General features: G+C 36.8%; 27 protein-coding genes and 1 riboswitch. Of the genes, 9 read left to right on the plus strand and 18 right to left on the minus strand.

The annotated features are described in order from the left end of the window. Nucleotides 1–109: 109 nt before the first annotated feature. Nucleotides 110–460, plus strand: coding sequence for a DUF3905 domain-containing protein (locus ASU02_RS23725; RefSeq protein WP_057767899.1), 351 nt, complete (start codon nt 110–112; stop codon nt 458–460). A gap of 224 nt (nt 461–684) precedes the next feature. On the opposite strand, the gene ASU02_RS23730 is transcribed toward ASU02_RS23725, so the two are convergent. The 6 genes from ASU02_RS23730 to ASU02_RS26280 all read right to left on the minus strand — a co-directional run bounded on the left by ASU02_RS23730 (nt 685) and on the right by ASU02_RS26280 (nt 5937). Continuing rightward, nucleotides 685–2049, minus strand: a complete 1365-nt coding sequence (locus ASU02_RS23730) for a TrkH family potassium uptake protein (RefSeq protein ID WP_057767900.1) — start codon at nt 2047–2049, stop codon at nt 685–687. 146 nt (nt 2050–2195) lie between these two features. After that, a complete protein-coding gene (locus ASU02_RS23735) occupies nt 2196–2753 on the minus strand; it encodes a hypothetical protein (protein ID WP_057767901.1) in 558 nt (185 codons plus the stop codon). A 2-nt stretch (nt 2754–2755) separates the two neighbouring features. Continuing rightward, the gene (locus ASU02_RS23740; protein ID WP_057767902.1) at nt 2756–3388 is read right to left on the minus strand and encodes an SCO family protein; all 633 of its coding nucleotides are present in this window, start codon (nt 3386–3388) and stop codon (nt 2756–2758) included. 212 nt (nt 3389–3600) lie between these two features. Then, the gene (locus ASU02_RS23745) at nt 3601–5298 is read right to left on the minus strand and encodes a cbb3-type cytochrome c oxidase subunit I (RefSeq protein WP_057767903.1); all 1698 of its coding nucleotides are present in this window, start codon (nt 5296–5298) and stop codon (nt 3601–3603) included. A gap of 15 nt (nt 5299–5313) precedes the next feature. Beyond that, entirely contained in the window at nt 5314–5775 is a 462-nt protein-coding gene (locus tag ASU02_RS23750; protein WP_057767904.1) for a cytochrome c oxidase subunit II, read from the minus strand. 12 nt (nt 5776–5787) lie between these two features. Then, nucleotides 5788–5937, minus strand: coding sequence for a cytochrome c oxidase subunit 2A (locus ASU02_RS26280; RefSeq protein ID WP_095396760.1), 150 nt, complete (start codon nt 5935–5937; stop codon nt 5788–5790). Nucleotides 5938–6203: 266 nt separating this feature from the next. Between ASU02_RS26280 and ASU02_RS23755 the strand changes: the two genes are divergently transcribed. Further along, on the plus strand, nt 6204–6410 hold the full coding sequence (locus tag ASU02_RS23755; RefSeq protein WP_057767905.1) for an alpha/beta-type small acid-soluble spore protein: 207 nt from the start codon (nt 6204–6206) through the stop codon (nt 6408–6410). Between the two features lie 32 nt (nt 6411–6442). On the opposite strand, the gene ASU02_RS23760 is transcribed toward ASU02_RS23755, so the two are convergent. The 7 genes from ASU02_RS23760 to ASU02_RS23790 form a co-directional block, all read right to left on the minus strand. Then, the gene (locus tag ASU02_RS23760) at nt 6443–7546 is read right to left on the minus strand and encodes an anti-sigma factor domain-containing protein (protein WP_057767906.1); all 1104 of its coding nucleotides are present in this window, start codon (nt 7544–7546) and stop codon (nt 6443–6445) included. After that, the gene (gene sigI, locus ASU02_RS23765; protein ID WP_057767907.1) at nt 7543–8295 is read right to left on the minus strand and encodes an RNA polymerase sigma factor SigI; all 753 of its coding nucleotides are present in this window, start codon (nt 8293–8295) and stop codon (nt 7543–7545) included. Before sigI ends, ASU02_RS23760 begins: the two co-directional genes overlap by 4 nt. A 133-nt stretch (nt 8296–8428) precedes the next feature. Continuing rightward, nucleotides 8429–9553, minus strand: a complete 1125-nt coding sequence (locus tag ASU02_RS23770) for a DUF5667 domain-containing protein (RefSeq protein ID WP_057767908.1) — start codon at nt 9551–9553, stop codon at nt 8429–8431. A 159-nt stretch (nt 9554–9712) separates the two neighbouring features. After that, nucleotides 9713–10189 (minus strand): hypothetical protein, encoded by a 477-nt coding sequence (locus tag ASU02_RS23775; RefSeq protein WP_057767909.1) that lies wholly within the window; start codon nt 10187–10189, stop codon nt 9713–9715. Between the two features lie 163 nt (nt 10190–10352). Next, on the minus strand, nt 10353–13616 hold the full coding sequence (locus ASU02_RS23780; RefSeq protein ID WP_057767910.1) for an efflux RND transporter permease subunit: 3264 nt from the start codon (nt 13614–13616) through the stop codon (nt 10353–10355). A 148-nt stretch (nt 13617–13764) separates the two neighbouring features. Continuing rightward, on the minus strand, nt 13765–15159 hold the full coding sequence (gene nhaC / locus ASU02_RS23785) for a Na+/H+ antiporter NhaC (RefSeq protein WP_057767911.1): 1395 nt from the start codon (nt 15157–15159) through the stop codon (nt 13765–13767). A 172-nt stretch (nt 15160–15331) separates the two neighbouring features. Further along, complete coding sequence (locus tag ASU02_RS23790; RefSeq protein ID WP_057767912.1) at nt 15332–16912, minus strand: peptide chain release factor 3; 1581 nt, start codon at nt 16910–16912, stop codon at nt 15332–15334. Between the two features lie 367 nt (nt 16913–17279). On the opposite strand from ASU02_RS23790, the gene ASU02_RS23795 reads away from it, so the two are divergent. Beyond that, the gene (locus tag ASU02_RS23795) at nt 17280–18149 is read left to right on the plus strand and encodes a metal-dependent hydrolase (protein ID WP_057767913.1); all 870 of its coding nucleotides are present in this window, start codon (nt 17280–17282) and stop codon (nt 18147–18149) included. A 26-nt stretch (nt 18150–18175) separates the two neighbouring features. Further along, the gene (locus tag ASU02_RS23800; RefSeq protein ID WP_057767914.1) at nt 18176–18598 is read left to right on the plus strand and encodes a YkvA family protein; all 423 of its coding nucleotides are present in this window, start codon (nt 18176–18178) and stop codon (nt 18596–18598) included. Between the two features lie 120 nt (nt 18599–18718). Here ASU02_RS23800 and ASU02_RS23805 read toward each other — a convergent pair whose 3' ends face one another. Beyond that, the gene (locus ASU02_RS23805) at nt 18719–19318 is read right to left on the minus strand and encodes a cell wall hydrolase (RefSeq protein WP_057767915.1); all 600 of its coding nucleotides are present in this window, start codon (nt 19316–19318) and stop codon (nt 18719–18721) included. Nucleotides 19319–19528: 210 nt separating this feature from the next. Beyond that, a riboswitch (TPP riboswitch) is annotated at nt 19529–19637 on the plus strand. A gap of 109 nt (nt 19638–19746) precedes the next feature. Here ASU02_RS23805 and ASU02_RS23810 point away from each other — a divergent pair. From ASU02_RS23810 to ASU02_RS23830, 5 genes are read left to right on the plus strand one after another with little or no spacing between them, the layout of a single operon-like run. Further along, a complete protein-coding gene (locus ASU02_RS23810) occupies nt 19747–20736 on the plus strand; it encodes an ABC transporter substrate-binding protein (protein ID WP_057767916.1) in 990 nt (329 codons plus the stop codon). Nucleotides 20737–20749: 13 nt separating this feature from the next. Continuing rightward, nucleotides 20750–21043 (plus strand): thiamine-binding protein, encoded by a 294-nt coding sequence (locus ASU02_RS23815; protein WP_057767917.1) that lies wholly within the window; start codon nt 20750–20752, stop codon nt 21041–21043. Beyond that, complete coding sequence (locus ASU02_RS23820; protein WP_057767918.1) at nt 21040–21807, plus strand: ABC transporter permease; 768 nt, start codon at nt 21040–21042, stop codon at nt 21805–21807. Before ASU02_RS23815 ends, ASU02_RS23820 begins: the two co-directional genes overlap by 4 nt. Continuing rightward, entirely contained in the window at nt 21804–22547 is a 744-nt protein-coding gene (locus ASU02_RS23825; RefSeq protein WP_057767919.1) for an ABC transporter ATP-binding protein, read from the plus strand. The genes ASU02_RS23820 and ASU02_RS23825 overlap by 4 nt, the downstream gene beginning before the upstream one ends. Beyond that, nucleotides 22544–23317, plus strand: a complete 774-nt coding sequence (locus ASU02_RS23830; RefSeq protein ID WP_057767920.1) for a TatD family hydrolase — start codon at nt 22544–22546, stop codon at nt 23315–23317. Before ASU02_RS23825 ends, ASU02_RS23830 begins: the two co-directional genes overlap by 4 nt. Before the next feature lie 55 nt (nt 23318–23372). On the opposite strand, the gene ASU02_RS26155 is transcribed toward ASU02_RS23830, so the two are convergent. The 4 genes from ASU02_RS26155 to ASU02_RS23840 all read right to left on the minus strand — a co-directional run bounded on the left by ASU02_RS26155 (nt 23373) and on the right by ASU02_RS23840 (nt 25968). Then, the gene (locus ASU02_RS26155) at nt 23373–23504 is read right to left on the minus strand and encodes a YjcZ family sporulation protein (RefSeq protein ID WP_082620647.1); all 132 of its coding nucleotides are present in this window, start codon (nt 23502–23504) and stop codon (nt 23373–23375) included. A gap of 44 nt (nt 23505–23548) precedes the next feature. Further along, nucleotides 23549–23665: a YjcZ family sporulation protein gene (locus ASU02_RS26160; protein ID WP_131237814.1), complete on the minus strand. Its 117-nt coding sequence runs from the start codon at nt 23663–23665 to the stop codon at nt 23549–23551. Between the two features lie 230 nt (nt 23666–23895). Then, nucleotides 23896–25428: a flotillin family protein gene (locus ASU02_RS23835; protein ID WP_057767921.1), complete on the minus strand. Its 1533-nt coding sequence runs from the start codon at nt 25426–25428 to the stop codon at nt 23896–23898. Nucleotides 25429–25443: 15 nt separating this feature from the next. After that, nucleotides 25444–25968 carry an NfeD family protein gene (locus tag ASU02_RS23840; protein ID WP_057767922.1) on the minus strand — a complete coding sequence of 175 codons (525 nt, stop codon included), beginning with the start codon at nt 25966–25968 and terminating at the stop codon, nt 25444–25446. Between the last annotated feature and the right edge of the window lie 174 nt (nt 25969–26142).

The raw sequence follows: 26142 nt of genomic DNA on the forward strand, positions 1-26142 counted from the left end.
CTATTTTTCTCCTTCTTCTTCATTTCATTCGGGAGGGAATCTTCCTATTTTTTCTTAAATAAAATAAAAATTACAACAGAAACTATTATAAAAAGGATGATGACTGCACATGAAAAAAAATAAAGAACAACATATGGAGAGTATTGGAATAGACGAAACACTTCCACATCAAATTGAAGCGCCAAGCTTTAAAGGTACGGGAATTAAGATGGAGCCTCCTTTTAAAAATTCCCAAGGTGTAATAATTGGAGACAGCTATTATGCATCGGAAAATTCTCCTTTAGAAAACTGGAGTGTTGAAGTCGACCCAGCCATTATGGCTGGGGATGAATGGGTACACCCTACGAATGACATTGGCTGGAACACCACAGAAAATAAAGAACTGTTAGAAAGAAAAAAGAAGCCACATGCATATCCTTTTATGCATCCGACTAAAGATGTAAGCCGCGGTACAGATTAATATAAGAAAAACACAAGCGCATTGTTCAACACCGCTCAAACGGGAAGGGCCGGTTCTTTTAATAAAGGAAGCAAGGTGAGCTAGTGCGAACGGATGTTGACGCAATCATTGCTGTGGGAACCTGAAGATTGATTGGCGATAGGCGATGGATAGACGATTCTCTAACACCAAAGTAATCTTTCTTATCCTTACAAAAAACCCGAGGCAATTGCCTCGGGTTAATTTTATCCGATAATGACTCTTTCCTTCGGATAATGATAATTTGCCTTCTGTTCCTTCCCTCCAATAATAAATAGGAAGGATGTTAACCCAATTCTACCGATAAACATTAAAATCATTAAAATACACTTTCCAAAATCACTCAACTCCGCTGTGATTCCCATAGACAAGCCTGTCGTTCCAAATGCGGAACACACTTCAAAAATTATTTCAATTAATTCGTGCTGGCTATCTGTAATACTTATTAATACAACTGACGTAAAGCACATAATTGTGGCTAAGATCGTAATAACTAACGATTTCATTATGTCATTATGATGAAGTTCGCGATTAAATATTTTTACATCCATTTTCCCTTTTGCAAAATGATAGACAAATAAAATATTTAAAGCAAAGGTTGTCGTCCGAATACCTCCACCGACCGAGCTTGGCGATGCACCGATGAACATCATTAGACTCATTACTAATAATGTTGGCATTGAAAAATCACTAACATCCATTGTTGATAGTCCACCGCTCCTAGTAGTAGCAGATTGGAAAAATGCATAGAAAAAACTTTTATGCCAGGTAAGTCCTTTTAAATAATGCTGAAATTCAAAAACTAAAATAATAATGGTTCCTACAACCAGCAGACCAGCAAAAGTTAAAGTAGTAAGCTTAGTAAACAAAGTAAAACGGAAGGGGATCTCTTGCTCTTCCCTTTTTCTAAATAAATATTGCTTCACTTCAATCAAAACTGGAAAACCAATTGCACCGAGAGTAATTAAAATTATATTAATTAATTGTACAAAATAATCCCCTGCATAAGGCACAAGAGAATTTCCTGTAATATCCATTCCCCCATTTGTAGTTGCACTTATCGAAGCAAAAAGCCCATGAAGCATTGCATCTTCCCAAGAAGGATAATAGTTTAAAAAGTGAAAACCTAAAACAAGCGCACCAATTAATTCTATTAAAAAGATAATTTTAATAATTTCTCTAATTAAATGAACAAGCCCGGATAAAGCAAACTGATTATGGTCAACCATTATTAGCTTGCGGCTCCTCAAGCCAATTTTTCGACCAAGAATCATCCAAAAAAATGTACCAATCGCCATAATTCCAACCCCGCCAAATTGCAGGATTGCCATAATGACAAAATATCCAAAAACACTATATGTTTCTGATATATTAACCACAGATAATCCCGTTACACTTACAGCACTAATTGCTGTAAATACGGTATCAATAAAATCAACTTTAACTCCAGGTTTGTGAACACCAGGTAATCGCAGTAATAAAACTGAAACTGTTACCGCCAGTAAATAATAGCTTGTAATGACTTGGGCAGGTGTCAGTTTATCCAGAAAATCTCGAGTCTTTTTCCACATGAATGGCTGTTCCCTTCATTGTTTTTCATACCCCCTATCATAAAGAATAAATGCATGATTTGAAAGTAAAAACAAAAAAAACTTTAAAGATCCCTATAAAATATGAAAAAAGATAGCCTTCTTATACAAAGACTATCGTAAAATAATTATTCATATGCAGATGGGTTAAAGAAAAATCGATACCCTAAAAAGATCACAAAAGCTATCCCCATAGTTAGGAATCCCCATCCAAGTGTAATTTGTTCAATTAATAAATAATTATTACATAATTGCATTGTAGCATTAATATATAACCAGCCCATAGTAATAAAGGCGATTGAAAAAAAGATTATTACTGCATTTTTTCCTGCTTGTCCTAGCTTTCTCCAACTATCTCTTAAGGGCACTCCAGCTAAAAAGGGTAAGCTAATAAATTTAAATAATTCTACCGCCCATAATTCTAATGCTTCATCCATTGTTCGCGGAAGCATCCAATAACCAACAACAATGATAAATAACAGAATTCCTGGGATTCCATTTTGATTCCACTTTTCAAAGAAACGGGGAAATTTTGATTGAAAGAAAGGTGCCATTAGGAAGCCAGTTATAACTAAGATAGGCATCTGCATATGCATATGAATGATCATGACTGATTCCATTAAATTTGCAACAGGAGGAATAATCAAAAAAATAAATAATCCTAAGCCAAATGTCTTCTGATTCATTATTATTCCTCCGTTTCATTTACAAGTATATTTGTAACCTTTTTAGCTGCTTCATCAATTTCTTGATAATCCATAACGTTTATTAAACGGCCTTTTTTATCTACTAAATAAAAGGCTGAATTATGCGAGAAATTCCCATTCCCATCAGGGATAACTATCACACCGAATTTTTTTAGCAGGGAATCTAATTCAGATTGATTCGGAATTCTTGCCATTCTCCAAGTTTCCCCATCACTATTAAAGGCATCTTTGTATTTATTTAATGTTTCTGGGTCATCTCTTTTTGGGTCAAAGCTAATACTTAAGAATACGATATCCTCGCCAATATACTTCGATGGCAATAAATCATAAACCTTTGACATATTCATTTCTAACTGAGGACAAACCGTTGCACAGGAAGTATAAAGAAATGTAATAAATACATACTTATCTTTAAACTCAGAAATTGAATATTTCCTTCCATTACTATCCTCCAGTGTCACATCTGGAAACCTAGGCTTATCATCCATTAATTGATTAACTCTAGCGGTTTCTGCAGTAAACGCTTGGAAACCGTCCGTCCCAAAATAAAATAGGACGATTCCAAATAAAATAACGAGGATAGATGCAAATGTATTGTGCCGATTTTTGATCATGGAAATCACTTCCCAAATCTTATTTACTAGGCTGTTTAAAAACCTATACTTCTTTTTTGAGCAGAAAGAGATAGCCCAACATCGAGCTATCTCTTTATTTATCAATTATCTCTCTCCAGTGAGCAAGAAGCATCCGCTTTTCGTATTGTCTATCTCCAGCGCCTAAGGGCTCGAGTCATAAGCCACTGAGGAAGGCGCTTCCTCTTTTCTAATTACCATGTTTTAAATGGTGGTGATCCTGGAGGTGCATTTACGATAAAGTCTGTTAATGGAATGACATATGCCATTGCAACAACAATGATCATAAGAACAATCCAAATACCCCAACGTTCAGTCCAATATGGAGTTTTTGCTTCTCCTTCTTCTACTTCAGCAATTGGGAATTCTGTTTCTCCTTTTGGAGCAAAGAACATTAGGTTAAACACAGCATAAACTTGCATGATTGCGGCAACCATTAATAATGTACCGCCAATTGCTAGGAAAATTAAATATGGGTCCCAGCTTAATGCTGTTGCATTTTCAAAATAAGTAGAATAAGAAGTTCTACGTGGTGATCCTAATAATCCAACTGTATGCATTGCACCTGACATTGTGATCATACCAATTGTCCAAATAACAGTTGTTACAACACCGAATTGGTTCATTCCTTTAGTCAATACTCGCTTAGATAAATAAGGAACAAGCCAATAACTAATACCAAAGAATGTCATTGCAACTGACATACCTAATGTTAAGTGGAAGTGTCCAACGATCCACATTGAGTTATGAACAACTTGGTCTAATTGGTTAGTAGTTTGAGCGATACCGCCTGCACCTGCTGGGATAAAAGCAAGCATTGCGATGAATGGTGCAAGGAAACGAACATCACTCCAAGGCATTTTCTTGTACCATCCGATTAAACCTTTTCCGCCTTGTTTTCTTGCAGTTTTTTCAAATACAGCAAACATTGCGTAAGCAGTCATTAAAGATGGGAATCCAATAGCTAAACTCATAAATACGTGCATGTATTTAACTGATTCTGAAATACCAGGGTCAACAATTTGATGGTGGAATCCACCAGTAATATTCATAATAACTAAGGCAATAACAACGATACGAGTAAGTAAGTCACTCCATCGTTTTCCGCCAATAACTTTTGGTACAATTACATACCATGCAGAAACTGCTGTTAAATACCAAATATTAACTGCCGTATGGCCAAATGCCCAGAACAATGTACGAGCAACCATAACATTAATCGTATCAACCCAGCCAAGAGACCAAGGGATAATCATGAAAATAACTTCTACAGCAACAAATGCTGTTGCACCAACTAATAATACAAATACTCCAGTTGCAAAAAATGAAAAGATCGGTAGATGCTGACCTTTATGATTTTTTCTCCAATTAGCAACTTGAATGAATCCGCCAAAGCAGGCCATCCATACACCAAGAACAACAAATACTAGACCAAAGTAGAACATTGGGTCAGCAGCCATTGGCGGGTAGAAAGTATACATTACAGAAGCTTTATTCATTAATACTGGTATCACTACTAAAACGACACCTATTATTTTTAGCCAGAAACCAATCCAAACCATCATTCTAACTTTTGGAAGGAGTCCCCCTAATGTATGGGACATACCGGCATAAAAGTAACCAATTGTAAATGTAGCTGAAAACACAACGACTAGTAATAATCCGTGTGCTGTTAACACTTGATAGTAGTTAAGCCATGATGGTAATTCTAATAAGCCTGCACGGTTTAACCCTTGTAATAACCCTAAAGTTCCGCCAATTAATAAAGCAATAAATGCAACAGATAAATATGATTTCGATATTTTAGCATCCTGAAGATTAACTCCAAGTATTTTATTAGCTTTTTCCTTTAATACACTTGAATTTCCTTTATGTGAGATGACTGTTTCCACGCTAGCTTCCCTCCTTTATTTTACAGTAATAGTGGTACCCATTAATTGGTGACCAGCACCACAATATTCATTACAAAGCACTAAATATTCACCAGCTTTATCAAACTTTTGAGTGATTTTTTGCACATAACCTGGCATAACCATTGCATTTATGTTTGTTCCAGCCACTTGAAATCCGTGTACTACATCTTTAGAAGTTAATGTAAAATGTACAGTTGATCCTGCTGGAACTTCAATATCACTAGGAGTAAAGCTGAATATTTGTAATGTCATCACGACTTCGTATTCATTTTCCCCAATTTGCTTAATTCCAGGCTGATCAAAAGGTGCTGTTTGATCTACCTTTTGCGGATCTATTCTTTCACCATGACTTGGTGGTCCCATTTCTAAAGCAAATGCTTGATAACCTGCAAAGATCATAAACACCATGATCATACCAAAGCTTAACGTTAACCAAATCTTCTCGGAACGATGCATTTTTTTCCCCTCCTAATATCTAGCCATAAATAGTCCGTATAGAACTAAATATGTTATAAGAATGACCAATCCTACCACACTTACAGAAATAATTGTGCCTTTATGTGTCTCCTCTTCAGTTGAAACTACTTCTGTTTTAGTTTTATTAACCTTTGTTTCCATAGAACTAATCCCCTCCTTGTGTGATATCTGTTCTCATTATAGGTGAAGGCATTGTGACGAATAGTGCATAATATCACATAGCAAATGTGATTTTGAAATTTTGTTCATATATGTGAAAATAATTTCACAAAAATTTCTATTGACTTTATTTACAGGAAGAAAGACCATCCGTAAATATTTCCATCAATAATTCGTTACTATTTATCCATAATACAAGTACAGGGAAAATTAATACTCTGTAACCGACAGCAAAGGGGTTGAAAGTAATGACAAGAAGCAGTAATAAGCTATTAGTTCCTGGAATCGAACAATACTTAGATCAAGTAAAGTATGAAATTGCTCAAGAGTTCGGGGTTCATTTAGGGTCTGACACCGTATCGAGGGCAAATGGGTCAGTCGGGGGCGAAATTACGAAGAGATTAGTCAAACAAGCTCAAGCTCAAATGACAGGCCATAATAATCCGCGAATCTAAATAGAAAAAGTCCGGTATTCACCGGACTTTTCCTAGTCATCTTTATGTGTTTTCTTATGCTGGTTATCTTTATTGTTACTTTGCTGTTTTAAATTGTTTTTACCGTCCATCTGATCCGGCTTTTTTTCTGATTTTTTAGCCTGTCCTGGAGGATTGAACTTATCTTTCTCCTTATTCGGCTTATTTTGTATCTTCTCCATTTTTTTTTCTTGTCCTGGAGGGGTTTGTTTTCTGTTATTAAACTCTGTTGTTTTTCTATTACGATTGCCTTCAGATTTATCATTTTCATGGTGTTTATCTGGCATTTGCACTTTTGTTTGATGTCCTGCCTCTTGCTCTACTTGCTGTTCTGGCTGTTTAGTTGATTGCGTTTGAGTAAGATTCTTATTTTCATTCGGCTTATCTAGCTTTTTGGAATTATTCTTAAATGTTTTTTCTTCTGAATGCTGAGTAGCTGCAGGTTTCGTATTATATTGCTGTATCTTATATTGACCCGTTGTTAAACCCTCTTCTAACGCTTGTGCTCTATCTTCGTTTGACCCTTCTACAACCTTCAGCTCAAGATTTTCTCTATTAATTGTATTCTTAATTTCATTCATTTCTGCTTCCCAGCGCTTATTTTTCTCTAATCGGTCCTCTTTATATACTGTAGCTATCACTATCTCCCGATTTGGTTTAATATATCCTTGTTCCTTCATCTTTTGAAGAATTTCATTTGTTAATACATGGATATTTTCATTTTTCCAATCATGGATTTGTTCGATGATTTTTTTCCCAGCATTATTGTAAGACACAAATTCGATCACTTGGAACTTATCATTCACGCCTAATTCAATACTCGGATTCACATCAATCGACATATAGGCATATACTTCATTCGACCCTTTTAAAGGAATAAGACTAGCAAAGGTAAGCATAATGATTAGTGCAACAGAGAAAATCGCTTTCCCTTTAAAGCTTTGAAAAACGGGGGGAAGTATTGACTTCTTCGTTTCATCGATTACAATCGGAAAAAACTCTATTTCTTGCCCCAGCTGATAATGGTTGTGATGGTTATGTGCACGAAGAAATTCACCTTCAGGGGTTAACAGTGTTAAAAAACGCTCGTTCATTTCCATTATGATACCTGTTTTCACGTTTCTAACACCCCTTTAATATAATCCTTTAAATAAATATAATCACCAATTAGAACGAGAGCGATCGCAATAATATATTTACGGTTTCTTTCGATCGTTTTCCGACTAATTGATACCTCCTTTTCAAGTTTTTTGATCGGGAGTCTTTTTTTGTCTAATAGTATTTGTTTAAGTTCTTCATTTTCTGTTAACTTTTTTGCCACAATCATGGCGTTTTTCCTTGCATCGGCATGTTTAGGGGATTGCTCAAGCAGATCCTGGAAACTGAGCTCAAATTCACGAAGAAAAGCTGTAAATCGTATGATTTCTTCTCTTCTTAATTCTTCTTCAGTCTTTTTTTTAAATTCATCTAGCGATCGTTCATTTTCTACGATCATTCCTGCCTGCTGCTCTTCATCATCATTAAAGCCATAGGTGAAATCAACACTTAAATCTTGATACTTTGCCTGTTGCCGAATATAATCAATCACTCGTCTTTTTATTAGCACTTCTGCAAAACTGATTAATGAGCTTCCCTTTTCAGAACTATACTTTTGAATCGCTTCATTAAATGCAATGAGACCAATGCTAAATTCATCATCCGATTCATGAATATATCTCTTACATACAGAGGAAACGGTTTTAGCGATAAATGGTTTATAAGAATCTATGATTTCATTTTGTAAGGCAGCATCACCCTGCTGAATTAAATGAATCGCTTCTTCAAGCGTTCTTTTTCGTTTTTTCGCCATGAATAGCATACTTAGCATAGCCTCACCTCTTCATTCAAGACATTATAACATACGTTGTCCCAGTAGAGTTTATAAGGGTATGCTAAAACGAAAAGGAAAAGTACACCACATATGGACTGCGCTTCCTTGCATATGATGGTTCCCCATTTAATTAATGGTTTCCATTATTTTTCCCGTGTTCTTTTTGTGCATTTCGCTTTTGTCCGCCCTTATATTTGTCATTTCCCTTTGTTTTTGCTTTTTCTAATTTTTTCTCTGCTTTTAAAATCTCTTTATTTTCTTTGATCTCTTGCTTTTCACTTTTTTGAGCATTTTTTGTTTCTTCTTTAATTAATGCTTTTTGAATTTTTAATTCTTTATGTGCTGCTTTCTTTTCCTGATTTTGAACAGCTTTTTCTTGCTTTTTCTGTTTTAGAGGAGCTATTTCATCTTCCTTTTCCACGGTTGCTGCTTCGACTTTGTCATCAACAATTTCTGTTACGTTCTCATCTATTTCTGAAATATTTGAAGATTCCTCTTCTGCTCCTTCATCTGTATGTTTTTCTTTCATCTTCATTTTTTCTATTTTTAAAGCTAGCTTTTCATAACTTTTTTCAATATTTTTTTGTAACGCAGCTTTTGCTTTTGGATTTTTCACTTTCTCCATTGCAGCAGTTAAAGCAATAATATTTTGCGATAGTAACTGATCTACTTCACCTTCTTCAGCAATAACCTCCTCTGATGCCTCATCTTTTTCCGGCTCCGCTTCTACTGATTCTTCACTTTCTATCTTTTCTTCAGCGCTATCAGCAGGACCTGCATCAGATTTTTTCTCTTCTCCAATAATTGATTCAGCATTTTCTAAGCTTTCAAATGAATTTTTAATCGCCTTAAGTGCTTCATCTTCCTTGCCCTCTGAAAAAAGCACCTCCGCTTCTGCTAAACGCTCAGCAGCAAAAGCAGCCAATAATTTTGCTTCCTTTTCTTGATTGAATGTTAGTGCAAGCTGAATTTTTTCCATAGTTAATTTAGCAAAGTAGAAAAAGCTTCCTGGTAATAATGATGGTGTTTCTTCTTTCACTTTGTCCCCGTTCGTATGTTCCTCATTACCCACACTTGAACTTTCTTTAGGTACATTAAGATTATCTGGTAATTCAACTGTCTCATAATGTTCTGTTTCTCCTGTATTTTCAGCAGCAGAAGCCAGTGACGTTGAAAATGTGAACGTCCCTGCAAGTATTAATGCTAAAGATGTTCTTCCTAATTTCTGTAATTCATTGTTTGATAAAAATTTCAACTCTTTCACCTCATAATTAGATATAAGCGGCCGCTATGTTCATTACAACTTTACGATTCGTTATGAGGTGTTTCTGGGGGTTGCCAAATAATTTTTATTAAAACTAAAAAAGCTTTAACAAATTTTAATTGTTAAAGCCATTATTAATTGCGATGCTGCTTATTTCAGAGTACTGGATTTTCTTATTGACAGAATAATCCACCTAATTATGAACCCAATAATTAAACCCGGAATTAAGGAAAGCATTGGGAAAAATACAGGTCCTATTAATATGCCAAATAATTTTATACGGGTAGAGTACATTAGACCTACTGTAACAAAATATGCACTAAAAACAAATGGAAGGAAGGATAATTCTTCCTTCTCAGGCATCGCACTTCGGTAAGCATCCCACATCGCAAAAAAGTATAGACAAGGATAAAACATTAGCCATTGAAAATTTATTACCTGGATGGCGTTATCAATTTCTCCTAGAAAGCTGAACATGATAGCAGAATTAAAGTTACTGTACATATTAATAACGAATTCAAGCAATACAAAAAGCGTCCCTTTTATTACTTGGCCCGTAAGTAGCTGACTGAATCCAGGAAGTGCTATACTCCATAAAACAGCCTCAAGTTTACCTTGCGTTTTCACCCTAAATCACCAACCGCTCCATAATTAGATCACTCTCATTTAATCAGACTGATTCTAATTTCCCATTTTTGTTATATATCTTATTATTACTTTTATAGCGTAAAAAAACCGCTAATCCACTGATTAACGGCAAATTTTTATTTTATTCATTTGACTTTACTTTTCAATCTTTGTTATTTCTATCTTGCTTTACGATTTTTAATAGTTCTTCAAGCATGACTGCCATATCAGCCCTATCAAATTTCCCATTCTCAGGTTCGCTAATAGGCAGCGTATTCTCTCCGAATGCTTCTTTTTCTTTAGCTGTATCCATATACTCTTCGAGTAAATAAGCTGGGACCAGATGACCATCGGGTGTCGCATACATTTTATTTAAACGTCTGGTCTCCTTATCAAAAAGACTGTATACAACTGGGATGATAAACAAGGTTAAGAATGTACTGCTTATTAATCCTCCTATTACTGAAATGCCCATTGGCTGATTTATTTCTGTCCCTTCTCCGATGCCAAGAGCAAGCGGAATTAAGCCAAGTATAGTTGTCAAAGCTGTCATTAGAATAGGTCTGGCACGGTCCTTCACAGAAATAACGATTGCATCATACGTTTTTACTCCAGTTTCTTTCTTCTGATTAATGTAATCTACAATGACAATTGCATTATTGACAACTATTCCTGCCAGAACAATTATACCGATAATCGCTGTAATCCCTATTGGCGTTCGTGTTGCAATTAATGCGATAGAAACACCAATAATCATCAGCGGAACAGTAAACATAATAACAAATGGATATTTTAAAGATTCAAATTGTGCTGCCATAACGAGATAAATAAAAATGATCGCTAGCACAAAAGCCATGACCATATCATCTATCGAGGATTCGAGTAATTCTCGATCTCCACCAAAGACAATATTCGTTTCTTCAGCCAGGTCAAGATTCTCAATTTTCTTATCAACCTTTTTGGATATCGCTCCTAAGTTAGTTGAATCTCTATATTTCAATGTAAACTGGACAGCACTTTGCTGATTAATACGCTGGATGCTTACAGGTCCTTCCCCCTTCTCTATCGCTGCTACTTCCTGAAGAGGAATAAACTTTCCATCCGGTTTTTTTATCAAAAGTGTTTTTAATTGATTTAGATTTTGTGTGACTTCCCGGTCATACTCGACAAATACTGGATAAATAGTTGTATTCTCATCAATAATTTGTGTAGCTTGGTTACCTCTCGTCACATCATTTACTATCATGGCTATTTGTGAAGGAACTAACCCTTGTTCTAGAGCCTTTTCACGATCCACATTGATCCTGATCTCTTCCACTGTTTCCATTAAATCCGTCGATAATTCAGTTACATCTTCCAGTTTAATTAACTCTTTGTATATTTTTTCTACATTTTTATTTAGACGTTCTACGTTCGCATCTCTAACACTAAATGTCAAAGTATTAGGCGATGTTCCTGCTGAAGATTGCAGTTTAAACGATAATTCTGCTGTTGCATTTGCATTATATGCTGCTTGTTCAATCTCCTTCTTCAACTCATCAACAAATTCAAAAGTAGATCGATCCCGTTTATCAATTTTCTTCATTTTCACGTAGAGTTCTGCAATATTTGCATTTCTAGATCCGCGGAATGAACCTTCCTGGGTCGTTCCTATAAGGCTGACATATGTTTCAACATCCTCTTCGTCTTGAAGCTTCTTTTCCAATGCAGAAATAACTTTTTCTGTTTCTGTTAATGCTATGCCATTTTCAAGCTTTACACGAATACTAAAAAAACCTTCATCCGTATTAGGCAAAAATTGAGTACCAACTGTCGTTAACCCATACACTCCTCCGCCAAAAAACAGCAAAGAGATAAAAATAACAGCTAAACGATGGCGCAAGGACCATTTAACCGCTTTTTCAAGTATAAGCATGATTTTTGATTCTTGCCTTTTCGCTTCAATATTTACTGCTGGTGCTTTTAAGAGACGGCTTGCAAGCATTGGGACAACTGTAAGAGCGACGATTAATGAAGCAAATAAACTGAAAGAGATTGTCATTGCAAACGACGTGAAGAGTTCTCCAATAATTCCGGAGATAAATACGACAGGGACAAACACAGCAATAGTGGTAAGTGTTGAAGCTGTAATCGCTCCTCCAACCTCTTTTGCACCTGCCCATGCTGCTTCTTTCGAATCTTTTCCCATCGATAAATGACGATAAATATTCTCAATGACAACAATTGCATTATCAACAAGCATCCCAATCCCAAGGGCAAGACCGCCTAAAGTCATAATATTTAAAGTGAAATCAGAAAAATACATCAAAACAAAGGTAAAAATCACAGAATATGGTATAGAGATCCCAATAATTAATGGACTTTTTACGTTTCTCAGAAAAAGGAAAAGAACAATCATGGCAAAAAGGCCACCGAGAATCAGTGAACTGGAGATATTCCCAATTGCAAGCTGAATATAATCACCTTGGTCAAATAATATATCATAATCAATACCAGTAAATCTTTCTTTATCTAGCAGGTTCTCAAGTTCGGCCTTAAACGCTTTTGAAACCGCTGCTGTATTTGCATCAGATTGCTGGAGGATACTTAACAGAACAGCCGGTTCTTGGTTTGTTCTGGTAATTGTCCGATCATCCTGATTTACCAATTCAACCTTGCTTATATCTTGCAATGAGATTTTTTGGCCATTCAATGGATTAACAGAAACTGTTAAGTTTTTTAATAAATCAATAGAGTTAATCGTACTAATAACCCTTGTTGTTAATTCTTTTCCGTTTGATAAGATAGTATCTCCTGGCAATGAAATATTATTGGCCTGTATCGTTTGTACGATATCCTCTTGACTGAGCCCATATTCCTTTAGTTTTCCTTGATTTAGTTCCACCCTGAGTTCCTTAACCGCTGTACCAGACAGGTTAACACTTGCTACCCCTTCGACCTTTGTCAGTTCTAATTTGAGCTGGTCTGCTAAATGTCTCAACTCTTGTGGATTATTTTCTCCACTTAAAGATAATTGAATGATAGGGAATTGAGAAGGATCGAATTTTAGAAAGCGAGGACGATCGGCATCATCTGGTATAATGGCCTGATCTAATCGTTGGATGACTTCATTTTGAATCTCATCTATATCAGTCGTCCAAGAGAACTGCATGAGAATAAAGTTGGCACTTTCCTGTGATGAGGATGTCATTGTTTTTAAACCAGGAACTGTCGCTAAACTTTCCTCTAAAGGTTTCGTAACCTTTTCTACCACCTCATCAGGGCTTGCACCTGGATATGTAGAAACAACAACACCAACCGGCGGATTAATATCAGGAATAAGCTTCATCGGAATATTTAAAACAGATACAATTCCTAAAATCAGAATTAAGAACATTGTAACCAATGTAAAAATAGGTCGTTTTATCGAAAAGCTGCTAATTCTCATGCCGGGTTCTCCTTTAAAATTATATTGGAAAATATGTAATTGTATGTAAATCAACTATTATTCTAACTATAGTAAAGGTCACTTCTTGATGCAAGTTTATCCCCATGAATGAAAAGATAATCAAACAAAAAAGTGCAAAGGCAGCCATTTATGCTGCAGCCTTTGCACTTTTTGTTATTGTAAATCCAGTTAGCCCAAATCCAACAGTTAATATTGGAGATAATAAACAGAAGAAGGTGAATGGCAAATAATCGATAGTTGCTACGCCTAAAACTCCTGTGAGAAAAACACCACATACACTCCACGGGACTAATGGGTTAATAACCGTTCCCGCATCCTCCAGCACTCTCGATAAATTTTTTCGTTCAAGACCTGCTTTATCATATGATTCCTGGAAGGCATTTCCCGTTAATAATATGGATAGGTATTGTTCACCAAGGAGAAAATTGATCCCGATAGCTGTTCCAGCGGTCGCAGAAATTAATGATGATTGTTTACTTAACAGTCCCTTTATCCCCTCCAAAAGAGCAGGTAATATCCCTAGTTTAAAAAGCAGACCACCCATGGAAAGTGCTAATAAGACTAAGGAAATAGAGAACATCATACTTTCCATCCCGCCCCTTGTTAAAAGGGAATCGATTTCTTCAACTCCTGTATCAGATTTAAAACCGAAAAATAATAAATTCATCATCTTCTCCAAACTCATATCATTTTGTACAAAGAAGCTGATCGCTAAGGCCGTTACAACACTGGCAGAAAGAGTTATGATAGCAGAAACCTTTTTTATCGCGAGAACCGTTAATAGAATAAAAGGAATCAAGGAATACCAATGTACAAATTCTAGCTTTAAAAGCTGTGCTTTTAGCGTATTAATCATTTCAAAGCTTGCTGAAGCTTCACTAGGTGATAATATAGCAAAAAGGATGAGAGATAGTACAAATGCTGGTCCTGTCGTCCAAGTCATGTTTTTAATATGCTCAAAAATATCCACTTTAACAATCATGGATGCAAGACTTGTTGTATCTGAAAGTGGAGACATTTTATCCCCGAAAAAAGCACCAGAAATGATCGCTCCAGCTGTAATCACCTCCGATAATCCAAGTGCTGAGCTCACACTCATGAAAGCAACACCAATGGTAGCTGCCGTTGTAAGCGAACTGCCAACACTTAAACCGATGATTGAACAAACAACAAAAGCTATGGCATAAAAGAACTTCCCATCCACTACCTCTAAAGCCATAAATATAAATGTGGGTATTGTCCCGCTTGCCATCCAGCTGCTGATTAACATCCCAATAAAGAAGAAGATAAATACTGCTCCAAGTCCTGATTTCGCTCCATCCACAAGCCCTGCTTCTAAATCTTTAATAGGCACTCGCTTTATTAATCCATATACCAATAAACAAATAACCGCTAATACAATTGGAACATGGGGAACCACTCCAGAAAAGATAATTGCATAGCTAATTCCACCTAAAAGAATAAGAGTAATAATAAGTGCTTCTACTGGAGAAATCGACAATTTTGGCAGATCATGCTGCATATGAAAAACCTCCTCATGTTGTAAACGCAGCATTTATTCTGCGAATCTATTTCACTATTTTACTTAGACGCTTTTTAGCGTTAAAGTGAAATAATATGATATTACTATATTATTTTTTTTAAAAGATGTCAATACAAAATAAAAACGGCTCCTTGACAGGAACCGTTTTATTTTAATGCTCTGAATCCATAGGATTATACAATTTAACATCTGGATTTTTATCTTGGAACCATCTTAGTGCAAAATCATTTTCGAATAAGAATACTTTTTTATCATAACGATCATGAACAAGAAGACTTCGGGAACTAGAGAGGTTTTCACTTACCTCATCTCCTTCAACCCAACGGACAATTTTCGATCCAACTCTTTCCATATATACTTCTGTGTTGTATTCATTTTTCATTCGATGCTCAAATACTTCAAATTGAAGCTGGCCCACTGCACCAAGCAAAAGATCCTCCGTTTTTACCGTTTTATAAAGCTGAATCGCACCTTCTTGTACAAGCTGCTGAATCCCTTTATGGAAGTGCTTTTGCTTCATGACATTTTTCGCAGAAACTCTGACGAACAGCTCAGGTGTAAATTGAGGCAGGCGGTCAAATTGGAAATTTTCCTTACCCGCAGTTAATGTGTCTCCAATTTGGTATGTTCCTGGATCATAAATACCAATTATATCACCGCTTACAGCAAGATCAACTGTACTTCTATCATCTGCCATAAACTGTGTGGATTGTGCAAGCTTAATTTGCTTCCCAGTTCTCGGAATATTTACAGTCATGCCACGTTCAAACTGCCCCGAACATATTCTCAGAAAAGCAATCCGGTCTCTATGAGCAGGATTCATGTTCGCTTGAATTTTAAAAATAAATCCTGAGAAATTGTCTGATAGCGGATCAACTTCACCAGCAGTTGAATTTCGAGGCTGTGGCGGAGGTGCAAATTGTAAATACGATTCCAAAAACGTTTGCACACCAAAATTTGTTAAAGCACTGCCGAAGAAAACAGGCGTTAATTCTCCTTTAGCAATTCTCTCTTTAGAAAACTCATTGCCAGCCTCATTCAAGAGCAATATTTCTTCAAGGGTTTGCTCATATAGACCTGAATCCTTCAATCCATGCTCCCCTTCAATTTCACCATCTTCATTTAAAGTAACAAAGCGCTCGTCCTCATCTACACGGAATTGCTCAATTCGATTATTAAAACGATCATAAATACCCAGGAATTCCTTGCCCATTCCAATTGGCCAATTCATCGGATACGATTCAATCCCCATGACCTCTTCAAGCTCTGCTAGAAGTTCTAATGGTGTTTTCCCTTGTCGATCCAATTTATTAATGAAGGTGAAAATTGGAATCCCTCTCATTCGGCAAACTTTAAAGAGCTTAAGTGTTTGCTCCTCAATCCCTTTTGCAGAATCGATAATCATGACAGCACTGTCTACAGCAGTTAATGTCCGATACGTATCTTCACTAAAGTCTTGGTGTCCTGGTGTATCAAGAATATTAACCCGCGCACCATTATAATCAAACTGCATCACACTGGAAGTTACTGAGATTCCTCTTTGCTTCTCAATTTCCATCCAGTCGCTTGTTGCATATTTTCCAGTCTTCTTTCCCTTTACCGTTCCTGCATCCCGGATAGCTCCTCCAAATAGGAGCAATTTTTCTGTTAATGTTGTTTTACCTGCATCCGGGTGGGAAATAATTGCAAATGTCCGGCGTGATAAAACTTCTTCTTCAAACTTTTTTGCCATTGTTAATTCCTCGCTGACTCTCAAATTTATCGCAGATTAACGGGCAGTAAGAAACCACTTCAAACTCGAGGAAACAAAAAAGCCTAAGTGGGGGATCAACTGCCCGTAAATGCCCGATTGGTTCAGCTAACTATCAGTGGGAGATAAAAGACCCCTCCACTGATGAAAGCTTCACTTTATCGCAAATTACCTATCAGCGCAATTTGAATATCACACTGATGGAATTCTCAATTTAATCATACCTTTCATTTTATCGCTCTGAAAAAAAGATTGCAATGCTGCATTTACACATCTTATTGCTTTTTTTCTAGAACGTTCATGAACTATACTATTCATAGATAATCTTTTATGATTCGGAGGTGATCCAGTGGATTCTATTACTCACACTCTATTTGGGCTTACTTTATACGGAACAGTTGATAAGAAGCACCTGGATATAAAGCATAAACGAGCCTATCTTGTTACTGCAGTCGGAGCAAGTCTAATTCCGGATATTGATGTCCTGTCTCGCTTTTGGGATACAGAAGGAATGTATCAAATGTGGCATCGAGGCATTACTCATTCCATTTTCCTAACTCCCCTGTGGGCATTACTCTTTTCGATCCTATGCCTGCTATTGTTTAAGGTAAAAGATAAAAAACTGTTCTTTTTTGGATGGCTTGCTGTCACTATACATAATACAAGTGATTTATTTAATGCGTGGGGAACAGGGTATTTAGAACCATTCTCATCGTTAAGAATTACATTTGGAACAATTCCCATTGTTGATTTTGTTGTATGGATAATTATGGGTTTAGCCTATATCTTTTCAAAGAGGAAACGGGGAAAATCTCCATTCTATTTTAGAATAGCTTGGATGTTTATCTTCCTGCATTTTATGGTACAAACCATACAAGGGATATTTATTTATAACCAGTATGATAAAAATTATGATCAAGTGGCATTATCAGCTGGCTTCATTCCTTGGACCTTTTCTGTAGTTGCTAAAAAAGAAGATACTGTAACAATTTTTTCTGATAGTCTATTTCATAAGACAAAGGAGCAGTATGTATTGCTTTCATCTGAAGGAGCTGATTTGGACATGCTATTTGATAAGCGTCCTGAAGCTAAAACCCTATATGAATGGGCACCATTCGTTGTTCTTGTTGATGATAATGACCGTATTGGCCTATACGACCCGCGTTTTTACCGGAATGGACAATCTTTTCTATTTGAATATATTGAGAAAAACAACTAATTTTCATGTAATTGGAGGAAAAAAAAATGCCAGATGAAAAAGACCATGAAGCAGGCTATAAAAAATTTCTTTCAAAAGCAAAACAATATGTAGATAATCCAGGAGAAACCAATCAATTGCTCAAAAAAACTGAAAAGAAAGCAAAAGCAAATAAAGCATCTTTTTCTGGAATATGGGAGAAATTTCAGCTCCTTATTCAACTTCTTAAGTCTTGGTCAAGCGGAGAATATCGAGCAATATCAAAAAAGTCTATCTTGTTCATTATTGCTTCTATCCTTTACTTTATCTCTCCGATTGATATTATACCGGATTTTTTGATTGGTCTAGGCATTGTTGACGATGCAGCGGTCATTGCCTTTGCTATCAAGCAACTTTCTGATGAATTAGAGAAATACAAGAGCTGGAAACGAAATCAGCCCCTTGATGCAGAAGAAAACAAGCAAATGTGACAGAAATTTTGTTTTTTCAGTGTTGGTTACCGGATGGCTCATCTTGTGCCCTCGGTATCTAAGTCTTCATCCTATTAACTGATCCCTTTACAAAAAAGAACATCTCTTGTAGAGATGTTCTTACTTAGCAAAGCGATGATTGCCAATTACTTCTGTCACTGTTTGTGCTCTTAGCCATGTACTGCTTGTTTCGTCAGGATTGAAGAAATAGACAGAATCATTTCCTTTACCTTCAAGAGCAAGTGCCTCCATGACTGCCTTTTTGGAGCTTTTATCAGCAGGCTCATTAATAGCTCCGTTATCCACCGGTTGAAACTGTCTTTCTTCATAAATGACGTCTTTAATTTTATCAGGAAAACGATTATCTTCCACTCGGTTTAAAACGACTAGTGCAACAGCAACCTTCCCTGCATAAGGCTCCCCTTTTGCTTCTGCATGGACGAGTCTTGCTAGAAGTTCCTTTTCTTCTTTCGAGACGGATTTTGGTAAAATTAGCTTTTCACCAGGATGAATTTTTTCTGATTCTTTGTGATTAATTTTCATTACATCTATCTCAGATACTCCATATTTCATTCCAATGTCAAAAAGTGAATCATCTTTTTGAACCGTATATATATCAACATGATCTAACGTTTCCGCGTATGCGTGATTTTTATCTGTTTGGACAAACTGGAATGAGAGTATCATGAACCCTGCAAAAATCGCTGCAAGTATCTTCATTCAATCTCCTCCTTTTTATCTTGCATGAACAACGTATATAACCGTAACATAGAAAACTAAACATCTCCACACCTCAATTTCTTCCATAGAAATACAGTAAAATAGTGGAATTTCAAATCAAATTTATATAATTAGTCCTTTTTTCTAGTCAATTAGAACATATCTGTTATAATAGGTTAGGAATAAAAATGCTTTTGACAAATTTAATAGGCAGAATTGTAGGGGAACCGAGTAATCGGTTGAGATTTCATCAATATGATGATAACCCTTTGAACCTGATCTGGTTGATACCAGCGGAGGGAACATATTCTAAAACAAATATGTGTTTAGTTTATATGCGCCCTGGTTCATGCCAAGGGCGTTTTTATTTTGCAAAAAATCCATAGATTCTGGAGAGCATAAAGATAAATCACCTGGAGGTTAAAAGAATGAAGAAATGGATCACACTTATTTGCACTGCACTCTTGCTTGCTGGCTGCAGCAGCGGCAATGATCAAACAAAGGAAAAGGACAAAAAAGACCTAGAAAAGGTTACGGTTGTTCTTGATTGGACACCAAATACGAACCATACTGGTTTATATGTTGCAAAGGAAAAAGGCTACTTTGAAGAAGAAAGCCTTGATGTGGAAATCATTATGCCTGGAGAAGCTGGCGCTGATCAGCTAACTGCATCTGGAAAGGCTGATTTTGGAGTTAGTTATCAGGAAAGTATTACCCAAGCACGTGTACAAGGGGTTCCTCTTGTCTCCGTTGCAGCAGTGATTCAGCATAATACTTCTGGATTTGCTTCCCCTGCAGAAAAAAATATCAAATCACCGAAAGACTTTGCAGGAAAAACATATGGGGGATGGGGATCACCTGTTGAAAAGTCCGTTCTTGATTCGTTAATGAAAATCGAAAAGGCAAATGTTGAAGATGTTTCGATCGTGAATATGGGAGATGCTGATTTCTTCACAGCTGTAAAACGCGATATTGATTTCGCTTGGATTTATTATGGCTGGACAGGCGTCGAGGCAGAGCTGCGCGGGGAAAAAATTAATATGGTTTATTTAACTGATTATAGCGAAAAGCTTGATTATTATACTCCTGTACTTGCAACAAATGAAAAAATGATTGAAAGCAATCCTGAAACAGTAAAAGCATTTGTTAAAGCCGCGTCTAAAGGGTATAAGTATACCATCGAAAATCCTAAAGAAGCTGCTGACATTCTATTGAAAGCTGCCCCAGATCTAGATGCAGAGCTTGTGAAAAAAAGCCAGGAATGGTTAGCTCCCCATTACCAAGACGATGCCTCAAGATGGGGTGAGCAGAAGCTAAACGTATGGAAAAACTATGCAGATTGGATGTTTGAAAACGGTTTGCTTGATAAGAAATTAGAAGCAGAGAAAGCATTTACGAATGAATTTTTACCTGAATAAGGAGTGTTAAAGTATGGCAAATGCATTAGTAAGTATTCAAATCATACCAAAAACAAAAAACGGGGAAGACGTCATTCCCTACGTTGATGAAGCAATTCGTGTAATTGATGAGTCAGGAGTTAAGTATGAGGTTCACCCGCTGGAAACAACTATGGAAGGTGAATTGGAACATTTATTAAGAATCATAGCTGATATGAACGAAAAAATGATCGAAAAAGGGAGCAGAAATGTCATTTCTCAAGTAAAAATTTTATATCAGCCTTCAGGAATTGAAATGAATGATTTAACGGAGAAATATCGTTCATGATGAACAATCTATTAAAAGGATGGAGACCGGCTCTTGTTCTCCTCCTTTTATTCATTATTTGGGAAGTGGCAGTTAAACTTGCTGATATTCCTGCGTGGCTTCTCCCACCACCAACAGATATTCTTAAAGAAGCAATAGATGGCTGGGGAAATTTTCATGAGCATCTGCAATCAACTATTAAACTTTCGTTGCTCGGATTTGTTATCGGTTCAAGTGTTGGACTGCTGACAGCTATTATCCTTCATCTTATTCCAATGGTTAGAGAATCAATCTACCCTTTGCTGATTTTATCACAGAATGTACCAATCATCGTTCTTGCTCCCTTATTGGTTATTTGGTTTGGCTTTGGGTTAATGCCAAAGATTATAGTCATCACACTTGTCTGTTTCTTCCCCATCACTGTTGCTGCTTTAGATGGGTTTAGACAAACACCAAATGAACTGAAGCATTATATGATGATGGCTGGAGCTAATCGAAGGCAGCTTTTCTGGAAGCTTGAGCTTCCGTTTTCCTTGCCAGCTATATTCTCTGGCTTAAAGATTTCAGCTACATATAGTGTGATGGGAGCCGTCATCTCAGAGTGGCTCGGTGCCAAATCAGGAATTGGTGTATATATGACCCTAGCATCCTCTTCCTTTCGAACAGATCGAGTATTCGTAGCGATATTATTTATTATGATATTAAGTCTTTTATTATTTATGCTCATTCTTTTGGCAGAACGTTTTCTAATCCGCTGGAAAAGAATGGAGGATGATAAACAATGAGTATACTTACAATTGAAAATGTCTCGAAAAGATTTGGAGATAATGAGGTTATTCAGGGACTATGCTTGGATGTAAAGGCAGGAGAATTCGTCTCTATCCTTGGACCTTCAGGCAGCGGAAAAAGTACGATTTTTAACTTAGTCGGTGGGCTCCTAACTCCTGATGAAGGAAAGATTCAGTTACAAAATAAAAGCATAATTGGAAAGAACGGCTCCATAAGCTACATGCCGCAAACTCCTTCATTGCTCCCATGGAGAACGATTCTGCAAAATGTGTTATTAGGCCAGGAGCTTCAAGGAGAAATAAATCGAGAGAAAGCGATTGAGATGATTGAAAAGGCAGGACTCAATGAATTTATGCATTCCTACCCACATGAGTTATCAGGTGGAATGAAGCAGCGAGTTGCATTTATTCGTGCGCTCTTAAGTCCGCAGCCAATCATTCTTCTAGATGAACCCTTTTCCGCACTCGATGAATTAACCAGGATTGATATGCAAAAATGGCTTCTCGATATATGGGATTCTCATAAACCAACCATTCTTTTTGTTACCCATAATATTGAAGAAGCACTGTTCCTTTCTGATCGAATTTTTGTTCTTTCTCACCGGCCGTCACATGTTATTTCTGAGCTGAAGGTTCCTTTTAGCCGACCGAGAAAGGAAGAGCTTTTACTTAAGGATCAATTTTTGGAAAGCAAGAGAACGATTCACTTTGCATTAAAAGGGAGGGACAGCGTATGAAATCGATGATCGATTCCCATATTCATCTTGATCATTATAAAGATGAGGAAATTGAAGCGATTATTTCAAGTTCCCCATCTATTCAATCCGTTATTTCTGTTTCATATGACTTAGAATCTGCAAAGAGAAATCTATTATTGTCTGAAAAGTATTCAAAAGTGAAGCCAGCTTTCGGGTATCATCCTGAACAGTCTTTACCGAATTCAGAAGATCTCGCAAATTTAATGACATGGATAGAATCACACAAAGAAAAAATGATTGCCATTGGTGAGGTAGGACTTCCCTATTACTTACGAATGGAGAAAGCCGATCCATCTTTTCCACTACAAGGCTATATCGAACTATTAGAGGCATTTATGGTCCTTGCAAAAAAGTGGGAGAAGCCAATTGTTCTTCATGCCGTTTATGATGATGCCCCTGCCGTATGTGACCTTTTAGAAAAACACTCCATTGCAAAGGCTCATTTTCATTGGTTTAAAGGGGATAGCAAAACCATACAGCGTCTCATAAAAAATGGCTACTTTATTTCTTTCACACCCGATATTGTCTATGAAGAAGAAATTCGGGAGATTGCAAAAGTGTTTCCAATTGATCAAGTCATGGTTGAAACGGATGGACCTTGGCCATTTGAAGGGCCATTTCAGGGTTTAGCTACCCATCCAAAAATGATGAATGAGTCAGTTTCCTCCCTATCCAAGCTAAAAGGAATGTCAGTACAGGAGGTCTACTGTCAACTGCTTAAAAATACCAAAAGCTTCTACACTATATAAAAAAGCAATCAAACAACAAAAAAAGCAGGAGAATTCCTGCTTTTTCTAAACCCAATTATCTAAAACAAGCTGCGCCTACAATGATTAGAAGGATGAAAAGAACAACGATTAAGGCAAAACCGCCGCCATATCCAGCTCCTCCCCCATATCCACAGCAACCATAGCCATAGCCGCCGTATCCATACATACACGATCTCCTCCTTGCTGTCTAAAATTCATATTTTCCTATTATTAATATCCGTAACCACCGCAACCCCATGAAGCTCCAATAATAATCAATAGGATAAACAATACGACAAGTAGAGCGAAGCCTCCACCGCAACCAACGCCTCCACATTCATTTCCCATGTTCATATACCTCCTTTGTTTGTTTCCATATATCCTATTCATTTACCCTATATTGTGCGATAGACGAATGCACAATTTTAGGTATAATCCCCATAAATAAAGAGAGGCCCATATGAAAAGGACCCCTCTAAATGGATGTTTTTATTCGATTTCAGTACTTTTTTTATCATTAAAAAATGGGCTATTTATACCTCTTTGAAGAGAGATAGGTCTACACTTTTTTCCCTCTCTTACAATTCACTTTTATCTTCTTTTGGTTTATTATCCTTCAATTCCAGCGTTAAATGATCGATGCTATCACGTATATTCGATTTTCCTGAGAAATTTTCCAATAACTCTTTTACATCAATACCCGAAGAAGCTTTCAAGCTTTCCTGCATTGTAGACATAAGGTTCGTTGCATAGCCGGTGACTTTATTCGCACCGCCATTTTTCCCATCACTGCCTGTATCAACCACCGTAATTTTATCAATATTTGACAGCGGGCTTGCCACTTGCTTTGCATATTCCGGAAGCATTTTTAAGACCATATCCATGATTGCAGCTTGACCATATTGCTCAAATGCCTCAGCAATTTTGCGCTTCGCTTCAGCTTCGGCAAGACCTTTCAGACGGATGATTTCAGCTTCCGTTTCACCTTGTGCACGCTGTGAATCTGCTTTTGCTAATCCATCCGCTCTCACTCGCTCAGCCTCAGCCTTTGCTTGTGCTTCAATTCGGTACTTATTGGCATCTGCTTCAGCAAATTGTTTCTTCTTCTCTGCTTCAGCAGCTTGCTCTACTGCATAACGATCCGCATCTGCTTTTTTCTTTACTTCTGAATCGTATTGTCGTTCCCTTCTTAAAATTTCTTTTTCCTCTAATTCAATTTGCTTTTGACGCTCGATAATCTTAATTTGCATTTCTTGTTCTGTTACTTCCTGCTTGGCACGGGCAGTCTCAAGATCATACGCTTGGTCTGCACGCGCTTTAGCAATATCCTGATCCCTGCGGTAATCTGCCATTTTCATTTGGTTTTCTTTTTCTGCTTCAGCAATTTCGGTCGCTCTTTCAAGCTCAGCCTTTTGTGCATCCTTATCGGCTTCAGCACGTTTAATTCGCGTTTCTTTTTCTGCTTCAGCTGTCGCAATATCAGCATCCCGTTTTACTTGTGCAATTCTTGGCTTCCCTAATGAATCAAGATAGCCATTCTTATCACGGACATCTTTAATTGTGAAGGAAACGATGATCAGACCCATTTTAGCAAGATCCTGTGAGGCAACCCTTTGAACTTCTTGAGAAAATTTATCACGGTTTTTGTAGATTTCTTCAACAGTCATCGAACCAAGTATGGAGCGTAAATGACCTTCTAGTACTTCCTTTGCTTCATTTTCCCTATCTTCTTTCTTTTTTCCTAGGAATTGTTCTGCTGCGGTGGCAATTTCACCAATTGATCCCCCAATCTTAATAATTGCTGTTCCATCTGCCATGACAGGTACTCCCTGCTCTGTATAAACCTCAGGAGTGGAGACTTCTAGTTTGCTAGAAAGCAAACTTAACGGTTCTGCTTGCTGAAATACAGGCAGTACGAATGTCCCTCCACCTCTAATAATCTTAATTTTGTTACCGGATTCATCTACATGAACATTTCTGCTGCCTAAATAGCTTCCTGTCACAATTAAAGCTTCATCAGGTCCAGCCGTGCGATATTTCGAAATAAATACACCCAATAAGGCAATTAATAAGAATGCAACAATCCCTACAATAATCCAAATTTGAAGCATTTTCTCTCCCCCTATCTAATATTCATTTTGAGGAACTACATAAAGTACCCCATCTTTCACATCGATAACAAGAACTTTTTGTCCTTCACCAATGTCTTTATTATCTAAGCTAGCAGCAGGCTTTGATATTCTGCCGCTATAGCTTTCGATCAAAACTTCTCCAAAGCCATCTTCTGGAATCGGGATAATTACCGCAGCAATTCTCCCTTTTAAAGAATCTTCCGTATAAACAAGAGATTCTTCAGTATTTGCTAATGGAATAAGAACAAAAACATTTAATAATGTATCTAAAATTACAGAAGTGATTGCGGCGATGATAAGTATGAGTACACTATTCATCCCCGTAAGGATCTCCAATAAATAGCCAATTGCTGATAAAAAGGTTAAGAAAGCTAATACTAGAACTGGATTGAGAAACCCCGCTGCCTCAGACAAGCCTTCGACCATATCACCAAAAAACAAGTATAAGATGATTAAACTACCAGAAATGACAAGTACATAAAGGTATAGTGTTTGAATAGGCACGCCAAAAAGTTCCATTTTTTTCACATCCCTTCATTATCTATTATCAGATATATTCGATTTAATTTATATACGTATAAGCAGGACAAAAGTTTCAAAATTCTTACAAAACAAAAAAATGAGGCTGGGACATAACTAGCTTCAAATAGTGAGAAAGGTGAATTTGAGAGACCTCAAATTCACCTTTCTCTA

The organism is Cytobacillus praedii (genome assembly GCF_001439605.1).
GTDB classification, from domain to species: domain Bacteria; phylum Bacillota; class Bacilli; order Bacillales; family Cytobacillaceae; genus Cytobacillus; species Cytobacillus praedii.